The sequence below is a fragment of the Metabacillus sp. KJ11-3 genome, assembly GCF_055808295.1.
The window spans coordinates 164,590-182,279 of record NZ_JBVVRS010000002.1; the positions used below are offsets into that span (position 1 = coordinate 164,590).

General features: G+C 31.1%; 14 protein-coding genes. 11 read left to right on the plus strand and 3 right to left on the minus strand.

Annotated elements, in window-relative coordinates; translation table 11 throughout:
• Positions 1-162 precede the first annotated feature (162 nt).
• The 7 genes from AC0L8O_RS26310 to AC0L8O_RS26340 all read left to right on the plus strand — a co-directional run bounded on the left by AC0L8O_RS26310 (position 163) and on the right by AC0L8O_RS26340 (position 8,284).
• Positions 163-1,494: a tetratricopeptide repeat protein gene (locus AC0L8O_RS26310; RefSeq protein ID WP_473449558.1), complete on the plus strand. Its 1,332-nt coding sequence runs from the start codon at positions 163-165 to the stop codon at positions 1,492-1,494.
• 251 nt (positions 1,495-1,745) lie between these two features.
• The gene (locus tag AC0L8O_RS26315; RefSeq protein WP_473449560.1) at positions 1,746-2,048 is read left to right on the plus strand and encodes a hypothetical protein; all 303 of its coding nucleotides are present in this window, start codon (positions 1,746-1,748) and stop codon (positions 2,046-2,048) included.
• A gap of 246 nt (positions 2,049-2,294) precedes the next feature.
• On the plus strand, positions 2,295-3,416 hold the full coding sequence (locus tag AC0L8O_RS26320; protein WP_473449562.1) for a hypothetical protein: 1,122 nt from the start codon (positions 2,295-2,297) through the stop codon (positions 3,414-3,416).
• Positions 3,417-3,506: 90 nt separating this feature from the next.
• Positions 3,507-4,997 carry a hypothetical protein gene (locus tag AC0L8O_RS26325; RefSeq protein ID WP_473449564.1) on the plus strand — a complete coding sequence of 497 codons (1,491 nt, stop codon included), beginning with the start codon at positions 3,507-3,509 and terminating at the stop codon, positions 4,995-4,997.
• A 479-nt stretch (positions 4,998-5,476) separates the two neighbouring features.
• Positions 5,477-6,685: a DUF4062 domain-containing protein gene (locus AC0L8O_RS26330; RefSeq protein WP_473449566.1), complete on the plus strand. Its 1,209-nt coding sequence runs from the start codon at positions 5,477-5,479 to the stop codon at positions 6,683-6,685.
• Positions 6,682-6,963, plus strand: a complete 282-nt coding sequence (locus AC0L8O_RS26335) for a hypothetical protein (protein WP_473449569.1) — start codon at positions 6,682-6,684, stop codon at positions 6,961-6,963. The genes AC0L8O_RS26330 and AC0L8O_RS26335 overlap by 4 nt, the downstream gene beginning before the upstream one ends.
• A 286-nt stretch (positions 6,964-7,249) precedes the next feature.
• Complete coding sequence (locus tag AC0L8O_RS26340; RefSeq protein ID WP_473449572.1) at positions 7,250-8,284, plus strand: hypothetical protein; 1,035 nt, start codon at positions 7,250-7,252, stop codon at positions 8,282-8,284.
• Between the two features lie 793 nt (positions 8,285-9,077).
• On the opposite strand, the gene AC0L8O_RS26345 is transcribed toward AC0L8O_RS26340, so the two are convergent.
• Both AC0L8O_RS26345 and AC0L8O_RS26350 read right to left on the minus strand, forming a co-directional pair.
• Positions 9,078-9,911 (minus strand): hypothetical protein, encoded by an 834-nt coding sequence (locus AC0L8O_RS26345; protein ID WP_473449574.1) that lies wholly within the window; start codon positions 9,909-9,911, stop codon positions 9,078-9,080.
• Positions 9,912-9,958: 47 nt separating this feature from the next.
• Positions 9,959-11,164 carry a tyrosine-type recombinase/integrase gene (locus AC0L8O_RS26350; RefSeq protein WP_473449577.1) on the minus strand — a complete coding sequence of 402 codons (1,206 nt, stop codon included), beginning with the start codon at positions 11,162-11,164 and terminating at the stop codon, positions 9,959-9,961.
• Positions 11,165-12,164: 1,000 nt separating this feature from the next.
• On the opposite strand from AC0L8O_RS26350, the gene AC0L8O_RS26355 reads away from it, so the two are divergent.
• The 4 genes from AC0L8O_RS26355 (at position 12,165) to AC0L8O_RS26370 (ending at position 15,920) form a co-directional block, all read left to right on the plus strand.
• A complete protein-coding gene (locus tag AC0L8O_RS26355) occupies positions 12,165-13,136 on the plus strand; it encodes a helix-turn-helix domain-containing protein (RefSeq protein WP_473449580.1) in 972 nt (323 codons plus the stop codon).
• Positions 13,133-14,062 (plus strand): DNA/RNA non-specific endonuclease, encoded by a 930-nt coding sequence (locus tag AC0L8O_RS26360; RefSeq protein WP_473449582.1) that lies wholly within the window; start codon positions 13,133-13,135, stop codon positions 14,060-14,062. Before AC0L8O_RS26355 ends, AC0L8O_RS26360 begins: the two co-directional genes overlap by 4 nt.
• Before the next feature lie 314 nt (positions 14,063-14,376).
• Positions 14,377-15,246, plus strand: coding sequence for an SHOCT domain-containing protein (locus AC0L8O_RS26365; RefSeq protein WP_473449585.1), 870 nt, complete (start codon positions 14,377-14,379; stop codon positions 15,244-15,246).
• A gap of 239 nt (positions 15,247-15,485) precedes the next feature.
• The gene (locus AC0L8O_RS26370) at positions 15,486-15,920 is read left to right on the plus strand and encodes a hypothetical protein (protein WP_473449587.1); all 435 of its coding nucleotides are present in this window, start codon (positions 15,486-15,488) and stop codon (positions 15,918-15,920) included.
• Positions 15,921-16,244: 324 nt separating this feature from the next.
• Here AC0L8O_RS26370 and AC0L8O_RS26375 read toward each other — a convergent pair.
• A protein-coding gene (locus AC0L8O_RS26375) for an IS3 family transposase (RefSeq protein WP_473445900.1) occupies positions 16,245-17,365 on the minus strand; the annotation gives its coding sequence in 2 pieces (ribosomal slippage) (positions 16,245-17,116 and positions 17,116-17,365; 1,122 coding nt in all).
• Positions 17,366-17,690: the final 325 nt, after the last annotated feature.

The following is a 17,690-nucleotide window of genomic DNA, read 5'->3' on the forward strand; positions in this document are numbered from 1 at the left end:
TCGTCACCCTTCTAAAGTTTGCGTTTATTTTTCGTTGATTTTTGCGTGATTTTTACGTTTTTTTTACAAGTTAAATACAATTATTAACATTTTTTGAGTTTCCTTTGGTTAATTTACTAAGTATACTGTACATATAGATAACAAGAGGAGTCTCGAAATGATATGGATAAGATAAAATTAGGATCTAATATTAGAAAGAAAAGAAAAGAGAAAAACATTACACTAAAAGAACTGGCTGATGGAATTTGTTCATTAGGGAAAATGTCTAATATAGAAAACGGTTTATCCGAAGTTTCTGAGATTGGACTAGAGAAGATTTGTAGAAAATTGGAGATCAATAAAGAAGATATAATATCAAACATTGAAAAAGTCTACCATGATGAGATTAAGTCTTACTTTATTAAAGTCGAAAATTATATATTTTTAGGATCTTTCAGTTCTGCTCTAAATGTTATTGAGGAAGTAGAAAGTAAGGGACCAGATGATGTTACACAAATCCAATTAAATTATTATAAAGCGTTAATTTTATATAAGCAAAAAGAATATAGAGCAGCGGTTTTTATTTTAAATTCTGTTATATTAAAAAATGCTACTTATGAAATTGAATTAGTCACACAAACTAAAGCCTATAATCTTCTAGGCGTTATTTATTTTTACAACGGAGATATTGAATCCGCAAAAGATTACTTTGAGAAAGCCAAAGAGTTATCTAACGATAAAAAGTTTAAAAGCAAATTACACTTTAATTTAGCAGTAACTTATGCTGCTAAAGGATATTCTTCACAAGCAAGGATTGAACTAATAAAAATAGCTAAAAAGGATCTAAAACACTCAACGGTCTTACAATACTTATTAATAATTTTAGAGTTGATAGATGGACAATTAGACAGTGCTCTTGAAAAAATGATTGAATTAAGAACACAAATATTCGAGGATCAAGATAGAAATTTATTTTTGAATAGTAGCCTCTTTTTAGTATATCTTTACGAACAGTATCCTCAAATTATAGAAACATATATTGAAGAATTAGACATTTATATTGATAAATGGTTTCATGATTCATCTTTACAAAATGTTTTTTCAAAACACCTAATGGTTATTTTATTACTAGTCTTGACAAATTCTTCTGTACAAAGAAAAGCCCGAATTAAGGCAAAAAAGTATCTACATTTATTATTTGAATTAGAAGAAAACTTTGAGACCAACGAAATTAGTTGTTTGGCCTATTATGGAAAAGCGAAAGTATTAGAATTAGATGGTCCAAATAGTAATAAAGAAGAAAGAATACACCTCTTAAAGAAGTCAACTGAATTTATCGATGAGAATATAAAATCTTGGATAAAGGGGATAATTTATTATGATATTGCCCTTTTAGAAAGTGAAGAAGGCTCATTTTATAAATTAGCAGCTGAAAACTTTTATGAGTCTTTATTTTATAAGGAATACAATATATATAAAACTAGCCTTTTATTACCTAAATTGTTCTACAATTAATATAAATGACACGGGTGAATAGTTACCTTAACAAGCAGAAAATCATTTTACAAATATATCAATTATTACCTAAAATATCCGTTTCTTTTTACAAGAAACGGATATTTTATTACAAATCATAGGTATTTCCTATCACTTTACTTTTTTTATTGTATATTAGTCTATATCTTGTTTAGAATTATTGTTAACCGCTAGTTCTATAGTATTCCAAATAAGTAATCTAGATTAAATAAAATAAGTAAGGTGAACGTATGAAGCATCAATTGAAATGCTGTTATCCATCATGTATAGTCTCCGCAACAGAGTTACTAACAACAATTGATAATGGTCATCATATTTACACATTATGCCCAATGCATCTCATGTATTTCCAAAGTGAGGAGCTTTCTAAAGTTATTCCATCTGAATTGCAAAGCGATGCTACATGTATAATGTGCAAAACAAAAGATAAGGTACACAGTTTTACAACTTATGACAAAGGGAAGATCAAAAAAATTCTATTATGTAATGAGCATATACAAAAGTTAATATCTATTCATTACGGAAATACATAAAAATAAAGCGCTCTTATATAAGATATATTAATTAATAAACGGGAACAGTTTAATATTATGGGACAAAAAAAGAATATTTTATGATAAAATAAATAGTAAGATTTACACTTTATTTTCCCCGAACCATGCGGATTGGGTTTACTTATCTAAAAACACTCAACAGGGTGATCGTTTGTTTAATTCTTAACGATAATTCTGTTGAGTGTTTTTTTATTCTCAAAAACTTTTTTATAAGGAGGATGGATTATGTCTTATACAGTGGAGTACAATCGAGTAGTTTACAAGAAAGATAATGAAACCATGTTGTTATTTATTAAACAAGGAGATAGTAATTCTTATGGACTGAACAATTTACGATCACGTACATGGAATTTAATTGCTGCAGGAACTGAGAAGGATCTATGGATTAAAATTGGCCGTAGATCTGGTTCAACGGAAAGTGGAGGATTACAAAGAGCAAAAGGCTGGAATGATGCATCCTGGTGGAATATCGAGGATTACATTAAACTCTACCGCTCAAAGATCGCAAATGCTAGAAGGATGGAATCTCTGTTTGATGATTTCGATCTGAAATTTGTCATTGAAAAAAGTGACGATGTAGATGACCTATCATTGCAAACGAAGATACAGGAAAGCATTGAAGATTTGAATATTCCTCTTGTGGGGACAAATTATTACAACAAAAGTAAAAAGGTGTATCAACATCAGGTAAATGGTTATCAAGAGCTCTTATATTTCCTCGAGCGATTTCCCGTTAACTATTACTCTGATGACGTACATCTTTTTTTCGTGTGGAATGTAAAAAGAATCGTATATAGGGAGGAATTAAAATTGATTATTGAGAAGAATCGCAAGGCTTATAAACTTAGTGAAGAACATGGGAATAAAACATATCTAACACTCGTAGAAACAAATGAAGGATGGGGAATGTTAGCTATAGGATGGGAATACACTCATTGGTATGAAATAGGAGAAAGAGGTGGACTTGCGGAAGCAGGATTGCTTAAATTTGATAGTAGTCTTAAGACTAAAATAGAGTCTTATATTCAAACTTACCGTACTCTATTTCAAAATACTCAATCATTACAAGAATTATTTGAGGACTTTGAAATTACTACAACCATTTCTTTACATAACAATTCATCTACTTATGAAAGAAATAGAAAACATAATCTGATAACTGAATATGGATTTAAAGAAATATCTACAAAGGTATATAAAAAAACTATTAGATTTGAAGAGAATGAGTTACTCAAAAAAGGAGACCAAGTCTTCACGTTTAAGCCATTAAAAGAAATTCAAATAGCACAACCCGCTACTACCACAGAGCAATTAGCTCTTTTTGGCTATTCATACATTCTGACTTAGAATGTAAATTAATAAGCAATCACAAAGACGAGTAGATATTTTTTTCTACTCGTTTTTTATACGGAAAATACCACAGGGAGGAATTACAAAATGAAGTATGATCGTCTATTTGATATGGAAGTCCTCAGGAAGAAGTTTTCTAAAGATACTGATGATAGTGTTATTTTGTTAAGTGTTCCATTAAGCAAGAATAATACTTGTATTGTTAAGTGTAAATTCAAAGTTTTACATGATCGATACGGAGCAATAGAGAATATAGAGATTGCCAATACACCAATAACAATTGGTGAAAAAAGAGCAAGTACGATCTTACAAGAAGTGAAGTACCGGATGGATAAAGACCAATACAAAATAGAAAATGAACAACATAATGGCTTTTACTACGGCACTCACAACTGGGTAATATCTGAGAGGGCTGGAGGTTCTGCCAATTTTGTTGGCAAAGTCACATCTAAAGATATGGAATTAGTTGCGAAACGTACCTATTCAGAGCGGAAGGATGAAGAAATTCAATGTAATTACTACTTTAAAGACAACTATGTTTATATGACGACAGAAAGCTACTATTGGCACGATAGATTTATTGAAAAATTAGTTGGAAGTTCTTTAATTGATGCTATAACTGCTGAAATTTATAGTAATCACATAGTAATTGATGAAAATAATAGGACCTATTATTACGAACAGATTCCTGATGAATATAATATAAGATTGGTTCCTCGAGGACTCGATAAAGCTAGTCACACACTATATGAGTGGTTTATAGAACAGGATCGGTTAGAAGATAACGTAAACCTTCCATTCTTTCTTGATTTAAGTAATGAGTACTTTAAAAATGAATTTGAATTTCTATCACCTAGAACAATAGGTCAGGAAGTATTGAAATTTAACAAAGACGAATGGGTCTATTGTAAGAACCTGAATAGGTATGGAAGAGTCGCTGGTCAAAACGGCACCTCTATACGTATCATTTGGGAAGATCAATATATTCCAGACTATAGTGGAATTCATTACACTGACTTAGAAAGAACGATCGATCCAATCGTTTCTTTAGATCAACCAAAGCTTGTGAAATTCTATATTAGTGATTATAAAAATTGGACAGGATACGGATGGGAAATCGAAGAAGGAATTTATTCTAGCAGAATAGAATTAATAGGCTCCACAGTGAATAACGAGAATTTAAAAAGTTACATCACTAGAGAAGTTAGTGGAAATAGTTGGAGAATAAGAAAAGAAGATATAGAAAAGACCTTAACGGAATATCATGGTTGCATACCGAATTATTTAATTTGCAATAAAAATTGTGTTACAAAAGTAACAGGGATTGAAAAGAAGGCTGTTGAAGCCTTATTAATTTTCAATCAGAAATATGATTCTAAGAATTTACTTATTAATTTATTTCAGATGGCCGATCGCAATGAAGGAAGTTATGATTATTATTTGGTTCAATCATTAATCCTTCAGCAGGGAAATAATAAATTAAAACTATTAGAAAACTTATCAAGCTTTATATTAAACGAGAGTGATTATAAACGATTAAACGATTGGTTTAGTGAGCAAGCAAATAGACTTACCTAAGGAGAATTATTAAATTTAAATAAAACTATTTAGTAAGAATTTACTTAAAGAAAAGACAAATTCAATTGAGCCTGGTACTCCAGGTTCTTTTTTTATTATGTTAAGGATATCCTAACACAATGCTATACCGCAAAAAATTTAACTTAATCATGAGATCATCAAGTTATCACTTTACTTTTTTTATTCGTGAAGCAAAGTTTGACAGGATTAAAGATATTCCATCAACGCATTTTACATATGTAGTAACACTATGTTATCCCTGTTTTGCTCTTCGCCTTAATAAAGTAAATAATTGAAGGGAGAAGATGCCTTAAATATGCGAAGATTTATTCTTTGCAATAAAGAAGGATAGAGATAAGGACAGTAGTGGTCATGTGCAAAAAAGGATACTCAGACCCTTCTTTTTATGTGAATTTAGCAAATATTCCAAATAATGCTATAATAATTCTATGATTAGATAGTTTAGGGGAGAGGGTATATTGATAAATAAAACAAGGATATTCATAAGTTCCGCTTTTGAAGATGCTTTAAAATCACCTAGAAAGATAATAAAAAATCACCTTGAAGATAGTGGGCATGAAGTGCCTATATTTGAAGATGGCGATTTTGGAACATGGGAAAAGAATACTTTAAAACAATGCATGGATGTAGTAGGTAGTAGCGATGTATACATACTTCTAATAAATAAAAAATCTGGGGCTAGTTCCCACTTAATGGAAGGAAATGTTACTCCCACTTATTTAGAATACAGGGCAGCTAGACAAGAAAACAAACATATCTTAGTTTTCGTTGCGCCACTTGTAAAACAGAATTTCACTATATTGAAGCCAGAATTTGATAGGTTACATGTAGAATATGAGAGAAAATTTCATCGGGTACCTAATTCACCATATGATCCATTAAAAGAATGGATTGAATCACAGTTGAAAATCGAAGGAGCATTTAAGCAATTATTAGAGGTAGCTGATCCTTTTATATGGGCATTTCTTTATGAAATCTTTACTAACAAACACTGGCTTTACGACTACGATATTTCAAAGTCTGAAGAACAATCAAAAAATATATCAGCTATGTTAAGTACATCACTAAGATCTGTAGTAGGATTAATTTCAGAACGAGAACAAATAGAAGAACTAAAGGATCAAGCTACTTACTTGTATACCTATTCTGAATACACACTACAAATGTTAAATGAAAAGAATTCAATTTCTTCAGATAAGGGTAAACATACATGGTCCAGCTTCCTTAAACAAGGATTACAATTTCTTAGAACTCCTATGGACATAATTCAAATGCCACATATTAACCCAAATAAAGTTAATACTATTATTGGGTGTGAAGCAGCTTCCATGTATTCAATTGACGAAGATAATAAGAATATGCTTAACTTAACTGGTTTTATAGGTGATATAGCTCCTGACGAATTTTATAAATTAGACGAAGAAAATGTATATGTAGTTCAAGCTTATAATCAACAAGTACGATTACTTACATACAACGCTAAGAAAGAAACTTTATATTTGACAGAACCTATTGGTGATTCTGTGATTTGTATGCATTTTAAATTTTCAATACCATGGTCACTAGAACAAGTAATGGCTTACGAAAAAGAGATAAAACATGCTATAATAGATCAACACGAATTTTTTTATGATTTCTTAATACGATTACTAGGAGGGAGAACATGAGTAATAAAGTAAACTACAAAAATGAAAATACAATGGTAGTAAGTCGTTCCCCTATTTTTAGATCAAATGTAAGTAATAAAGTGATTTCGAGCCCTGCAATTATCAATAGCACTAAAATTGTTAGTCCAAACATTGGCAAAACGTTAAGAAATTCTATTGTAAATAACATAAATTCCATTAATAAAGTTTTAGATGAATCAAATAGAATTTTACCCTATAAGAATGAATTTGATTTCGCTGTTAATGATAACTTTAAGATTCAGATTAAAGGAAATTAATTATGCCATGAGGATTTCTCATGGCTTTTTTATTTTAACATAATGATGAGTAGAACCAATCAACGGGAGAGATAATGGATGAGATCTATATCAGCTAAAAATCGTATAATCATTAGAAAGAATTCGTATAAAATTGGTGAAGCAGTTAATGTGAGAGCATTAATCCCTTCTAAAGACTAAAAGTTGAGCCAGCTATAATTGTGTATATACTCGAAAAGCAGAATATAAAGACGATCCATTCTTGTAAGATTTATAAGAAATTCATTTTTTCTAGAAGGGAGTAAAAATGGAGCTATTTAATCTTGAAGTACCTGAAAATAAATTACATCCTAATTTTAAAGCTTTTAAGGCTGACAAAAGTTTAATAGATGTATTAAACCGATGGAGCATTGGTTTTATAGATCGGGATAATAAATTTGTCAAAGAATTTCAAACTACATTTAATTCATCTTTTTGGGAATTATATCTCCATGAGTGCTTCCAAAATTTAGGATTCAAGCCTAACTATACACACCATGCACCTGATTTTACTATTGAAACAAGGCTGAAAAATAAGATCCTGGTTGAAGCTGTAACAACAAAAAGTGCGGATGACGGTACACCTGAACATGATAGGATCGAAAAATTAAACCAACTTTTCATAAATGAGAAGAATCATCAAAAGTTACATAACGAAATTGTCCATTTAGCAACAGAAAGACTTGCAAATAGCATTAAAAACAAATCTCGTAAATATATAACGAATTATTCAAAAGAGCTACACGTAAAGGATAAACCTTTTATTTTGGCAATTGGTGGATTTGAACAGCCATTGTTTTATCTTCAAGGTATAGGAGCAATCCAAAGAATATGTTATGGTTTAATTAAAGCAGAATATAAAAATAGTGTTCCATATATGGATTACTCAGACCATATCATTAAAAAGAAAAATGGAGTAGAAATTCCTATTGGTATCTTTAATAATAGAAGCCATAGTCATATAAGTGCTATTCTATTTAGTTCTGTTGCTAGTGCAGGTAAAGTAAGAGCATTATCATTAAGAAAAAACAAGAATATGCTTTTTAGTACTTATACTTATAATGATTACGATATTAAAGGTACTCATAGTGTAGCTCCACATAAAAAATATCGTGAATCCCTGTTAGATGGGTTGTCATTGTATTTAAACCCTTATGCAGAGAACCCCATAGATCCAAGAGATTTTGATAATCCAGATATTGCAATAAATTATTCAAGGGACAATGCAAAGTTGAAACACGGCTTTCTTTTCTCAAGGACAGTAATTAACACCACTACTAATCAAAATGAAATACGTTTTTAAAATAAATGTTGTTAGTTATGTCAGTGTAAAATGCTGACTCTCAATAGATCGCTTTACTTCAATACCATTTGTAGCGTATAGATATATTTTGACCGTTTTTCCTTTTGAGAGACGGTCTTAATTATGGATAAATCCTAAAGGTGAAAAATTTTTTTGCTATTTAGGGAGATATACAGGAAGGCTCATCTTAGAATAATCTACTAGTTAGATTCAGCTCAAATTGTCACAGTCTTCCAAAAAATAAAAAATGCGAACTTTTATTTTAAGTAAAGTTTCAAGATATAAAAAAACAAGAACTATTTTAGTCCTTGCCTTCTCCGTTCACCTTCAGCGTTCTTTTCATTTTTAGCACATTCTGGACAATTTATGATTACATACTCTCTAGATCTATTCCAATCGTCCATCTCACCTACTTCTGAATAAGAACTTTTACCGCAGTTGCAAGGGTATTCTCTACGATAAGTTTCTTCCCAACTCATTTTTCCAACACCTTCCACTTTCTATTTTCTCTACCTTTCACTTCACAATAGTATAGTCTTAATAAGTGCGTTTGGCAAAGTAATAAAAATCCTATTCAAGAATATAGCCTGATAGTTGAATAGCTTATAACCATATTATTCTTTACTTGACCCATTCAAAAACAAACACTTATCTCTCTCTAAAATACATTGTCTAGTAAATAAAACATTAGAGATTACTTTTCGTCAACGGTAGTTATATGTTTGAAGAATGAAAATACCTAAGAGAACACAAACAAAAAAATCTCCTATTTTAACATGTTGGAGAACATTAATTATTTTGAACATTTTCGGTGATGAGGTAAAATCTGATCTATATCAATACCTATATTAACATTCACATCTGAAACTTCACTATTATATACCTCTACTTCGTTAGTATATTGTTTGTTTCCTTCACAGTGATACCAATAATAGGAGACACTTTTATTTCTCCTTGAAGTTTTAAGCATAGTATTAGCAGTGTCATCAAAGTTAACATTTTCTTCATCAGGAGCACCCCAACCGGTAGAACTTATGTATTTTTCTTCCATACCTATGAATGGCTCACTGGCTTCCCGGGCTTCCTTGTATTTCCTATTTCCCTCTTCTTCATCACGTTTACTAAGATATTCAGATTTATCAAATCCAAAAGCTTTAATGGCCTCCGTTTCTAAGTTGCTATGAATTACTGAACTTTCGAAAATATCTTCTTTACATGTAGATTCATTATCCCTTTTACATTCCGTTATCCACTGGTCTATGGCTTTCTCTTCTAGTCTATCTGCTCTAGAAAATGACCAATCGATACTTCTTAATGTATTAACTGATGAAATAACATCTTCATAGTTACCCTCAGAATAAGATTCATTCAACTCTTCATATTTTTCATTATTTAATCCTATTTGTACAACAAATTCACCAAAGAGAAGAGGGATAAAAACAATAGCAAAAATAATGATGCAGAATTTAACTACAGGTTCTTCGTATAGATCTTTACCTTTATAGTGTTTATATACAAAGAATGTGGTTAAGCTAAAGTATACAATTATAATTAAGAATCCCAAGAACCCTAAAGAATTAGTAAACACATAGATTGAAGAGATTACAAATATTAGTGCTATTAACATTATAAAAAACATCCAATTCACTTCTTTTCTTCTGTATATAGAAAATATTAAAAATTATCTCCATTCCATAGTAACCCAGGATCTCTCTCTAAATCTTGATCTTTTTCTAAATATCGCTCCGTTACCGTTACACTTGAGTGTCCGAGCCTCTTTTGAATATCATATACACTAGCACCTTGTTGCCTAGAATAAATTGCCCAAAAGTGCCTGAAACTGTGAGGAGTTATTTTATCACTCCTAGTTTTAATAAAGTCCAATTCTGTTTTCTCTATAATGTCAATTATGTAATTGCTAAGGTATTTGTAGTTAAATGCCTTACCTGTACGTGTAGTAAAAAGGGGTCTATCATCAGTCGGATCTAATACAGTTTTCAATCCACGTCTTTCTCGAAACTTAATAATACGCTCATAAACAACCTCCTGAATAAGTGCATGTATCGGAGTATCATTTTTCCCAATTACCTTAAGATAATATCTCCCGTTTTTAGGGTGAATATATAAGTCTTTCCATTTGGCATTTGCAACCTCCTGGACCCGTAAACCCGAAAGAGCAAGCATCGTTAGTAAACAATGATTAATAGGGTGATCTTTATAATAATCTAACAGCTGAATAACTTCACTATAATAAAGGTCTTTGTTTGGGATTTCAATTTTCTTAAGGGCGCTGCTTTTAAATTCCATATGTAGATTTTCTTGGATATATTGATTTTCATATAACCATCTTAAGAAACTCTTAATGATTGTAACTTTTCTATGTATCGTTGCAGGGGAATAAGATGATCTCTCACCATGCTTATCTTTTTTATTACCTCTTTTTATGTTTACAAGCATTTCTTGGTAGTTTTCAATATGCCAACCTCTTAAATTCTTAAACATACTTCCATCTATATAATCGGGTACATCTTGTTTTAGGAAGTCATTGCTATGCAGAAGATGAAAAAAGAATTGAATTAATTCTCTCATGTATTCACGCTTGGTATTATTTTTACGATTTCTTTCGCCTCTAATGTGCTTTTCTTGATGAACATAGTAATAAATCATTTCTAGATCGTTAAAACTTTCAAAGGCTGCTCTTTTATTTCTTTGATTATCCTGACGCAAGATTTTTAGTCCACGAAAATAATCAAATACTAATAATTGGTCAACTACTTTAGGAAGATTTTTAACTACATTACGTTCTGATAGAAAGTTAACAATATCATTTTCCTGAATTGAAAGAATAATATTCTCTAACTGATTTAAAATGATGAACACCTTCTTTATCAATAAAGTAAATTATTTCTACTTCACATTATACCAAATGAAGGTTAATTACAGTGATTAAACATATAAATAATCTATTTTCTAATCAATCGAGAAAAATAGTATATTTGTCTTTGTTGAACAGAAAAAACTAAACAATAGAATATATGTAGTAATGTTTTATTATTTCCTTCCTAATATACGGAGGATTTTATCTTATTCTACACAAAGGATGTATAATAATATTAGAGATAATAATAAAAGAAAGTTACATATAGTTATTGGTTAAGATACTTTTAATTTACTATCTACCAAGAAAACGAAAGGAGATTATTACATACGAGAGACTTGTTATTTATTAAGGCCACAACAAATCAATTTATCGTATTAAATAAGAAGAAATGGATTCGGAAGGGCGTTGGATCTTAAATGAAGATAATTACGAAATTATTAGTGATGGCCAAAAATCTTGCAAACAAGAGGAAATCCCTGGAAAAGAACTAGGTGTAACATAACTCAAATTAGAAACTAGATCCATATCCTTAAAAGAATCTAGTAAATTTGTTAATAACCATGATAGGCACCATGTAGCTCCTCAAGGTCACAATTAACCTGAATTTTGGACATACGAAGAAAATATGAACGGTCACGATAGAGGTAGGGAAGGGTGTGTTTTTGATATCTTATTAACACCCTATCCCGCACATTGGCTAAAAAATTAAAGAAAAGCATAATAACTAAAATGTAATCTGAAAATAAGGAGAAAAAATATAATGGAACTCTACAAAATTTTCGTATATATAATATTAATAGGATTCCCAATTGTTTCAATATTTATAGCACATAAATTTTATCGAAATAATAATACTGAAGGAGCTGTATTCGCAATCTCATCAGGAGTTATGATCTATATAGCTATTATTGCTATTTTTTCTGGGGATCTATAAATTAAATACAAGAAACTACAATTATATAATTAATAATATTTTCAAAAACAATAGGAGTGTTAATTATGATAGAAGGTACTAGTCATTTAACTACACAACAGGCGGCCACAATCTTAGGTGTGACAGAAAAAACCATTTACAACTATGTAAAGGACAAAAAACTTAAACCTAAAAATATTGACAATTGGCAAATTGAAGGTTTCTATTACTTTGCTTCTGAGGATATTGAAAGATTACTAGAGGCTCAAAAAAGACCAGGTAAAACAACATCTGAAGTTGCAGAAATGTTAGGTGTAAGCAGTACAACAATATTCCGCTATATAAAGGATGGAAAACTACCCGCTACCCAAGGAACACTGAATGGAAGAACAGTATATTTTATTAAAGAAGAAGATGCGGAAAACTTTAACACATCACATATTCAAGCAAATAAAAGGAAAAAGAAAGATTTCTATTCAAAGAAAATTGGTTATGCTCTATTTCAGTTATTTGTTCAAGAAGATACCGGTTCTTCAGCTAGAATAATATCTATAAATGGAGCGGAAGGGGTTGCTCTTACTAACAACGATCAAGAGATTACATTAGAAGAACTCAAAAAGTTGAAATACTCACCCGCTTATTCTCTTAATCATAAACCAAACACCAAAAAGGGTTTTGTTAAATTTATATTTAAGAAGCCACACCACCAAGTAAAATCGGCTGTTTATAGAATTCTTGATCTTTTTTACGCACATACCGGTCCGCTAAATATGAGAATACAAATTAACGATGATGAAATGGTAGTTGAAGTAAAGCCAACGTTTTTACCAATTAATAAAAATGATTATATTACTGAAATTGAAATCATGAATCATCATCTGAAAGAAGGCAAGGTCCTTACGAGATTAAAAGGGATAATGATTGATACCAAATTTGAAGGGTTACATATCAATTTTCCTGAAATGTTAAAGGCACAGATCAAACAAAGAGCAAGTCTAGAAGGTAAATCAATGGAAGAGGTAGTTATAGAATGTTTATCAAAGGAGTTCTCAAATTGAAAAATATCATCACATTATCAATCTTAATTTTATTATCAGGAGTCCTAGCAGCATGTAGCGGAACAGATGTAGATCAAACAATACAATCAGTAGATAAACTTACAGATACAGTCGAACAAGTAGCTGGTGACTCAGAAACCGAGAAAATTGCTGAACAAGTAGTAGAGGAAACAGCAACTCAATCAAAAGATGAACTGTTCAAAGGCTACAAATTAATCGAAGTGGATGCTTGTGATTTATCCGGACACCGTGAAGCTAATGTTGTGGTAGACATTGGTTTTGGTGATCGAGAATATTGGGCATTTACGAACCAGTACGGTCAATTAGTTAAAGTTATTGCTGATAAAATTATTTCACAAGATGACCGGACTGAACAGGTCACATCATCGGGAAGATACTGCAAAGATGAAGCAAAAGTTCCAGGTGTAGAAAGTAAATACCTTGATGAAGGGCATGTTATAGCAGACAGCAACGGCGGTGCTTCTAGTGCTTATAATATCACACCTCAAGATAGTATATTAAATAGACACGGCGACCAAGCTTACATGGAAGATGCTATTCGTAAAGCAGGTGGAGCTACTGATTTTGAAGCAATTATCACATATCCAAATACTGAAACCCAAATTCCTTCTCATTATAAGTACACCTACACTATAAAAGGTAATAAGGTTGTTGATGAGTTTGACAATAGCAATCCTGATGAAACAAATAAATCTCTAGGTTTAACTGAAAGTAAATCAACGAACTCAAATAATTCTAATGTTTCTAATGACGATAAAGATATTTCTAGCATTGATACAAATGGTGATGGACAGGTAACAATTAAAGAAGCTAAAGCAGCTGGCTTCAAGATGCCAATTATGAGTGATCATTTTCTTTATCCGTTCATGGATGATCGTGACGGGGACGGTATGGTCGGTGAGTAAGTAACGAAATGCTTTAATTTAATAACGAACTTTAACTATCGGGCGCAATTCTTGAGTGGAATTGTGCCTTCTTCAACAAACGGGCCATATTGTTGAACAATCTTATATTGCTTAGTAGATATTAATTGGGCAGTAATAAGAAGATGCCTCTGAATGAACATATAATTATCCTCAAAAATTGAGGCGCAGAAAATAAAATTAAATGATTAATAGTTTCGAATCCAAGAGATAAACTCTCCAGAGAATATCAAAAATTTTATTATTAAGTCGATATTAGTAAGGCTAATTAAAGTTGAGGAAAAGGAGATGGTTTTTTGGATAACAAATTAAGGGAATACAATATAAAAGGGCTAATTGCATTAATATACGCTATTATCACTTATATTAGTCTATTTATAACATTAATTACATACGGCACTATTTTCCCGGATAACTTCTTCGGTTGGATTATTTTTTTTACGGGTGGAATTATTGCTCCCATTTTAGTCAAAAGGTATAGTAATTTATCTGATGAAGAAGAATACCGTATAGAGAAGGAAGAACGTACAGAAATGGAACAAAGGGTACAACGAATTCCAGATTTTGATTTTTCTCAAGACTATTTATCATATGATGGAGGGACACATCTACTAATAGATGAAACCAGGAAAAAGATATGTATACTTGAAAAGTTTTCTCCACCAAAAATTTACAGTTATAGAGATGTTTTAAAATCAGAGATATTACAAGATGGTAATACGATTACTTCTACTAATAGAGGTAGCCAAATTGGGGGAGCATTATTAGGAGGTATCTTAGCCGGAGGTGTGGGTGCCATTATCGGTGGTTTATCTGGTAGTCAGACTAGCACAGAGCAACTAAAAGAGATTAATCTTCAAATTGTTGTAAATGATACTAAAGATCCAGTACATAACATATATTTTCTTAAAACTACGATTTCCAAACCAAAAGAACAATGTAAAGAATACATAGATAAAGCCCAATATTGTCATAACTTAATAAGTGTACTAATAAAGCAGGCAGATAATCAAGATAAATTAGAAGAGAAAAAAAGTATGGATAACCACCAAGAGGAACAATCATTTTCAGTAAGTGATGAACTTACTAAATTGGTAGACATGAAGAAAGAAGGGGTTTTATCTGAAGAGGAATTCATTTCAGCTAAGAAAAAATTACTAAGTTAATGTAATGTTTGTGTAGTTTTAATAGTATAAGATTGATTATTTCGCCAATCGTGCGCCTTTCTGGAACAAGGAAGGTGCTTATTTAAGTTCAAGGCCAGATTGACGAACAATACCTGTCTGTTTAATAGGATATAAATGTTAAAATGTAAGTGAGTTTATGAAAATATGTAATTAAAGAAGTAACGGGCAGTTTAGCTTTAAAAGATACAATATAAACATAAATACAGGAGGGGGATTGTTTGAAAAAATCTATAATAATGTTATTTTGTTTATTTCTGATTGCTTGTAATAACAGTGGAATCATTATTGCTGAAACAACAGAAGAAGCATTGCAAAAACTAGACTCAAAAGAAGATGATTTTAAGATTAATAAAATATTAAATTCAACAAACGATAATCAAAAACAAGGTTATTACGTTTTTGAAGGTGAAGTAGACAATAGAACTGAGTGGTTTGTAGCGAATGTTGTAACTAATGACCTAAGTTGGTATGTAAAAGATTTCATTAATATCGGTACACCGAATAATGAAAATGAAACATACTCTTCAGGAACAGATACTTTCACTGCGGGATTAAGTAATAAACCTGAAGATAAAAAAAATGACAGAATTATTGTTGATATTCCTGAAAATGACTATTATGTTTGGATTGAAAAGCTTGAAAATAAAAAATAAATCTTCATATTATGAGGAATTCGAGACAAAAAAAGGTTTTAGATTATTTCGCCTATATTTTAAGGACTATACAACGAGTGATCATTTCTTATATCCATATATGGATGATCGAGATAATGATGGAATGGTAGGGGAATAAGCACCTTCCTAAACGTCTAAAATATATCATAATAATTACCTTTTTTTATTTAATAAGTCTGCACTTTAACAAACGAAAACCCAACTAAGAAATCTTCCTTTTGTAATCTTATGTATTATTCCTTTGCTTTCGTACTAACATGGAAGCAGTTAATTAAAAAGGAGACATGGATAGTCAACAGTAAACTAGACAACTTTTTTAAGGTGTTCAAGTTTGAATTCTACTGGGCTTAGATAGCCTAGTGTTCCATGAATTCTTTTGCTATTAAACCAATGGATATACGTATGCAATTCCTTCTCTAAATCTTCAAGACTATCAAAGTGACGCCCTTTGATGAACTCAGTCTTTATGATTTTAAACGTAGCTTCTGCTACTGCATTATCATAAGGACATCCTTTCATACTTAAAGATCGTTCGATTTTAAATGTTGCTAACGCATCATCAATCAGTTTGTTTTTGAACTCACTTCCTCGATCTGTATGAAAAAGCTTAATATTACGTAAATCTGTTTTTATTGAAGCTAAAGCACGGTATACCAACAGGGCATTTTTATTACGACCGACACTATAGCCGATAATTTCACGGTTAAAGAGATCAACAAATACACATATGTACTGCCATTTTTTATTGACTCTGACATATGTTAAATCACTTACTACAACTGATAATGCTTCTTCTTGTATAAATTTACGATCAAGTTCATTTTTTTGTTCCGATTCATTCGTGTCACGGGAATGTGGTTTGAATTGCGCAAGAGTATAAGTAGATACTAGACCCTGCTCGTTCATAATTCGCCCAATCCGACGTCTAGAAACGATCTTGCCGAGCTTCATCAATTCCTTTTTTATTTTACGAGTTCCATAGTTTTGATAGCTTGAATGGAAAATCTCTATAATATCGGATGTGATGTCATCCTCTGCCTGACGCTCTTTTGCTTCATAATAATAGGTGCTCCTAGGGATTTGAAGGACTTTACACATTGCTGATATCGAGTATTTGTGTTGATTATTCTTTATCACATTTACTTTCGTCCTAGTATCAGCGCGGCTTGCTTTAAAATGTCGTTTTCCATTTCTAGTTGCTTATTCCGTTTCCTAAGTTCAGCTAGTTCCTTTTGTTCGGCAGTTAAATTGTCTTTTTCTTTAAAAGAACCGGAGGTTTGACTTTGACTTATCCATTTGTCTAAAGAAGAAGGGGTAAGATCATATTCACGGATAATTTCTTTTCTTGGTTTTCCACTGTTATAAAGCTGTACGATCTGTTGTTTAAATTCTGCAGTAAATGTTCGACGTTCTCTTTTAGTCATCGTAGATTCTCCTCGAGTATATTATCTGTAGTCTACTTGACCTTAATTTTTCTGTCTAGTTCAGTGTAGCCGATTCAACACATCGGTAAAAAGCAAAGGGTTAAGTATATTGGGATTGAAACTTTTAAATTACAAAGGACGTATATAAAGTAATATAACTATACAAAGGGAGTAGATATTTTATGGGATTATTCGATTTCTTAATTTTAGGAATTACTATTTTTTATCTTGTATTTAACATACTTATATTAGTTATTAGACTTAAATCAACGGATGATAAAGCTCAAAAAAGAATTTATTTTAAAATTTATATCCCTCTTATAAC

Excerpts from the sequence above, each read along its gene's own strand:
- AC0L8O_RS26320 (WP_473449562.1), top strand. The coding sequence starts at position 2,295 with ATGTCTTATACAGTGGAGTACAATCGAGTAGTTTACAAGAAAGATAAT.
- AC0L8O_RS26310 (WP_473449558.1), top strand. The coding sequence starts at position 163 with ATGGATAAGATAAAATTAGGATCTAATATTAGAAAGAAAAGAAAAGAG.
- AC0L8O_RS26340 (WP_473449572.1), top strand. The coding sequence starts at position 7,250 with ATGGAGCTATTTAATCTTGAAGTACCTGAAAATAAATTACATCCTAAT.
- AC0L8O_RS26335 (WP_473449569.1), top strand. The coding sequence starts at position 6,682 with ATGAGTAATAAAGTAAACTACAAAAATGAAAATACAATGGTAGTAAGT.
- AC0L8O_RS26345 (WP_473449574.1), bottom strand. The coding sequence starts at position 9,911 with ATGTTAATAGCACTAATATTTGTAATCTCTTCAATCTATGTGTTTACT.
- AC0L8O_RS26325 (WP_473449564.1), top strand. The coding sequence starts at position 3,507 with ATGAAGTATGATCGTCTATTTGATATGGAAGTCCTCAGGAAGAAGTTT.
- AC0L8O_RS26355 (WP_473449580.1), top strand. The coding sequence starts at position 12,165 with ATGATAGAAGGTACTAGTCATTTAACTACACAACAGGCGGCCACAATC.
- AC0L8O_RS26315 (WP_473449560.1), top strand. The coding sequence starts at position 1,746 with ATGAAGCATCAATTGAAATGCTGTTATCCATCATGTATAGTCTCCGCA.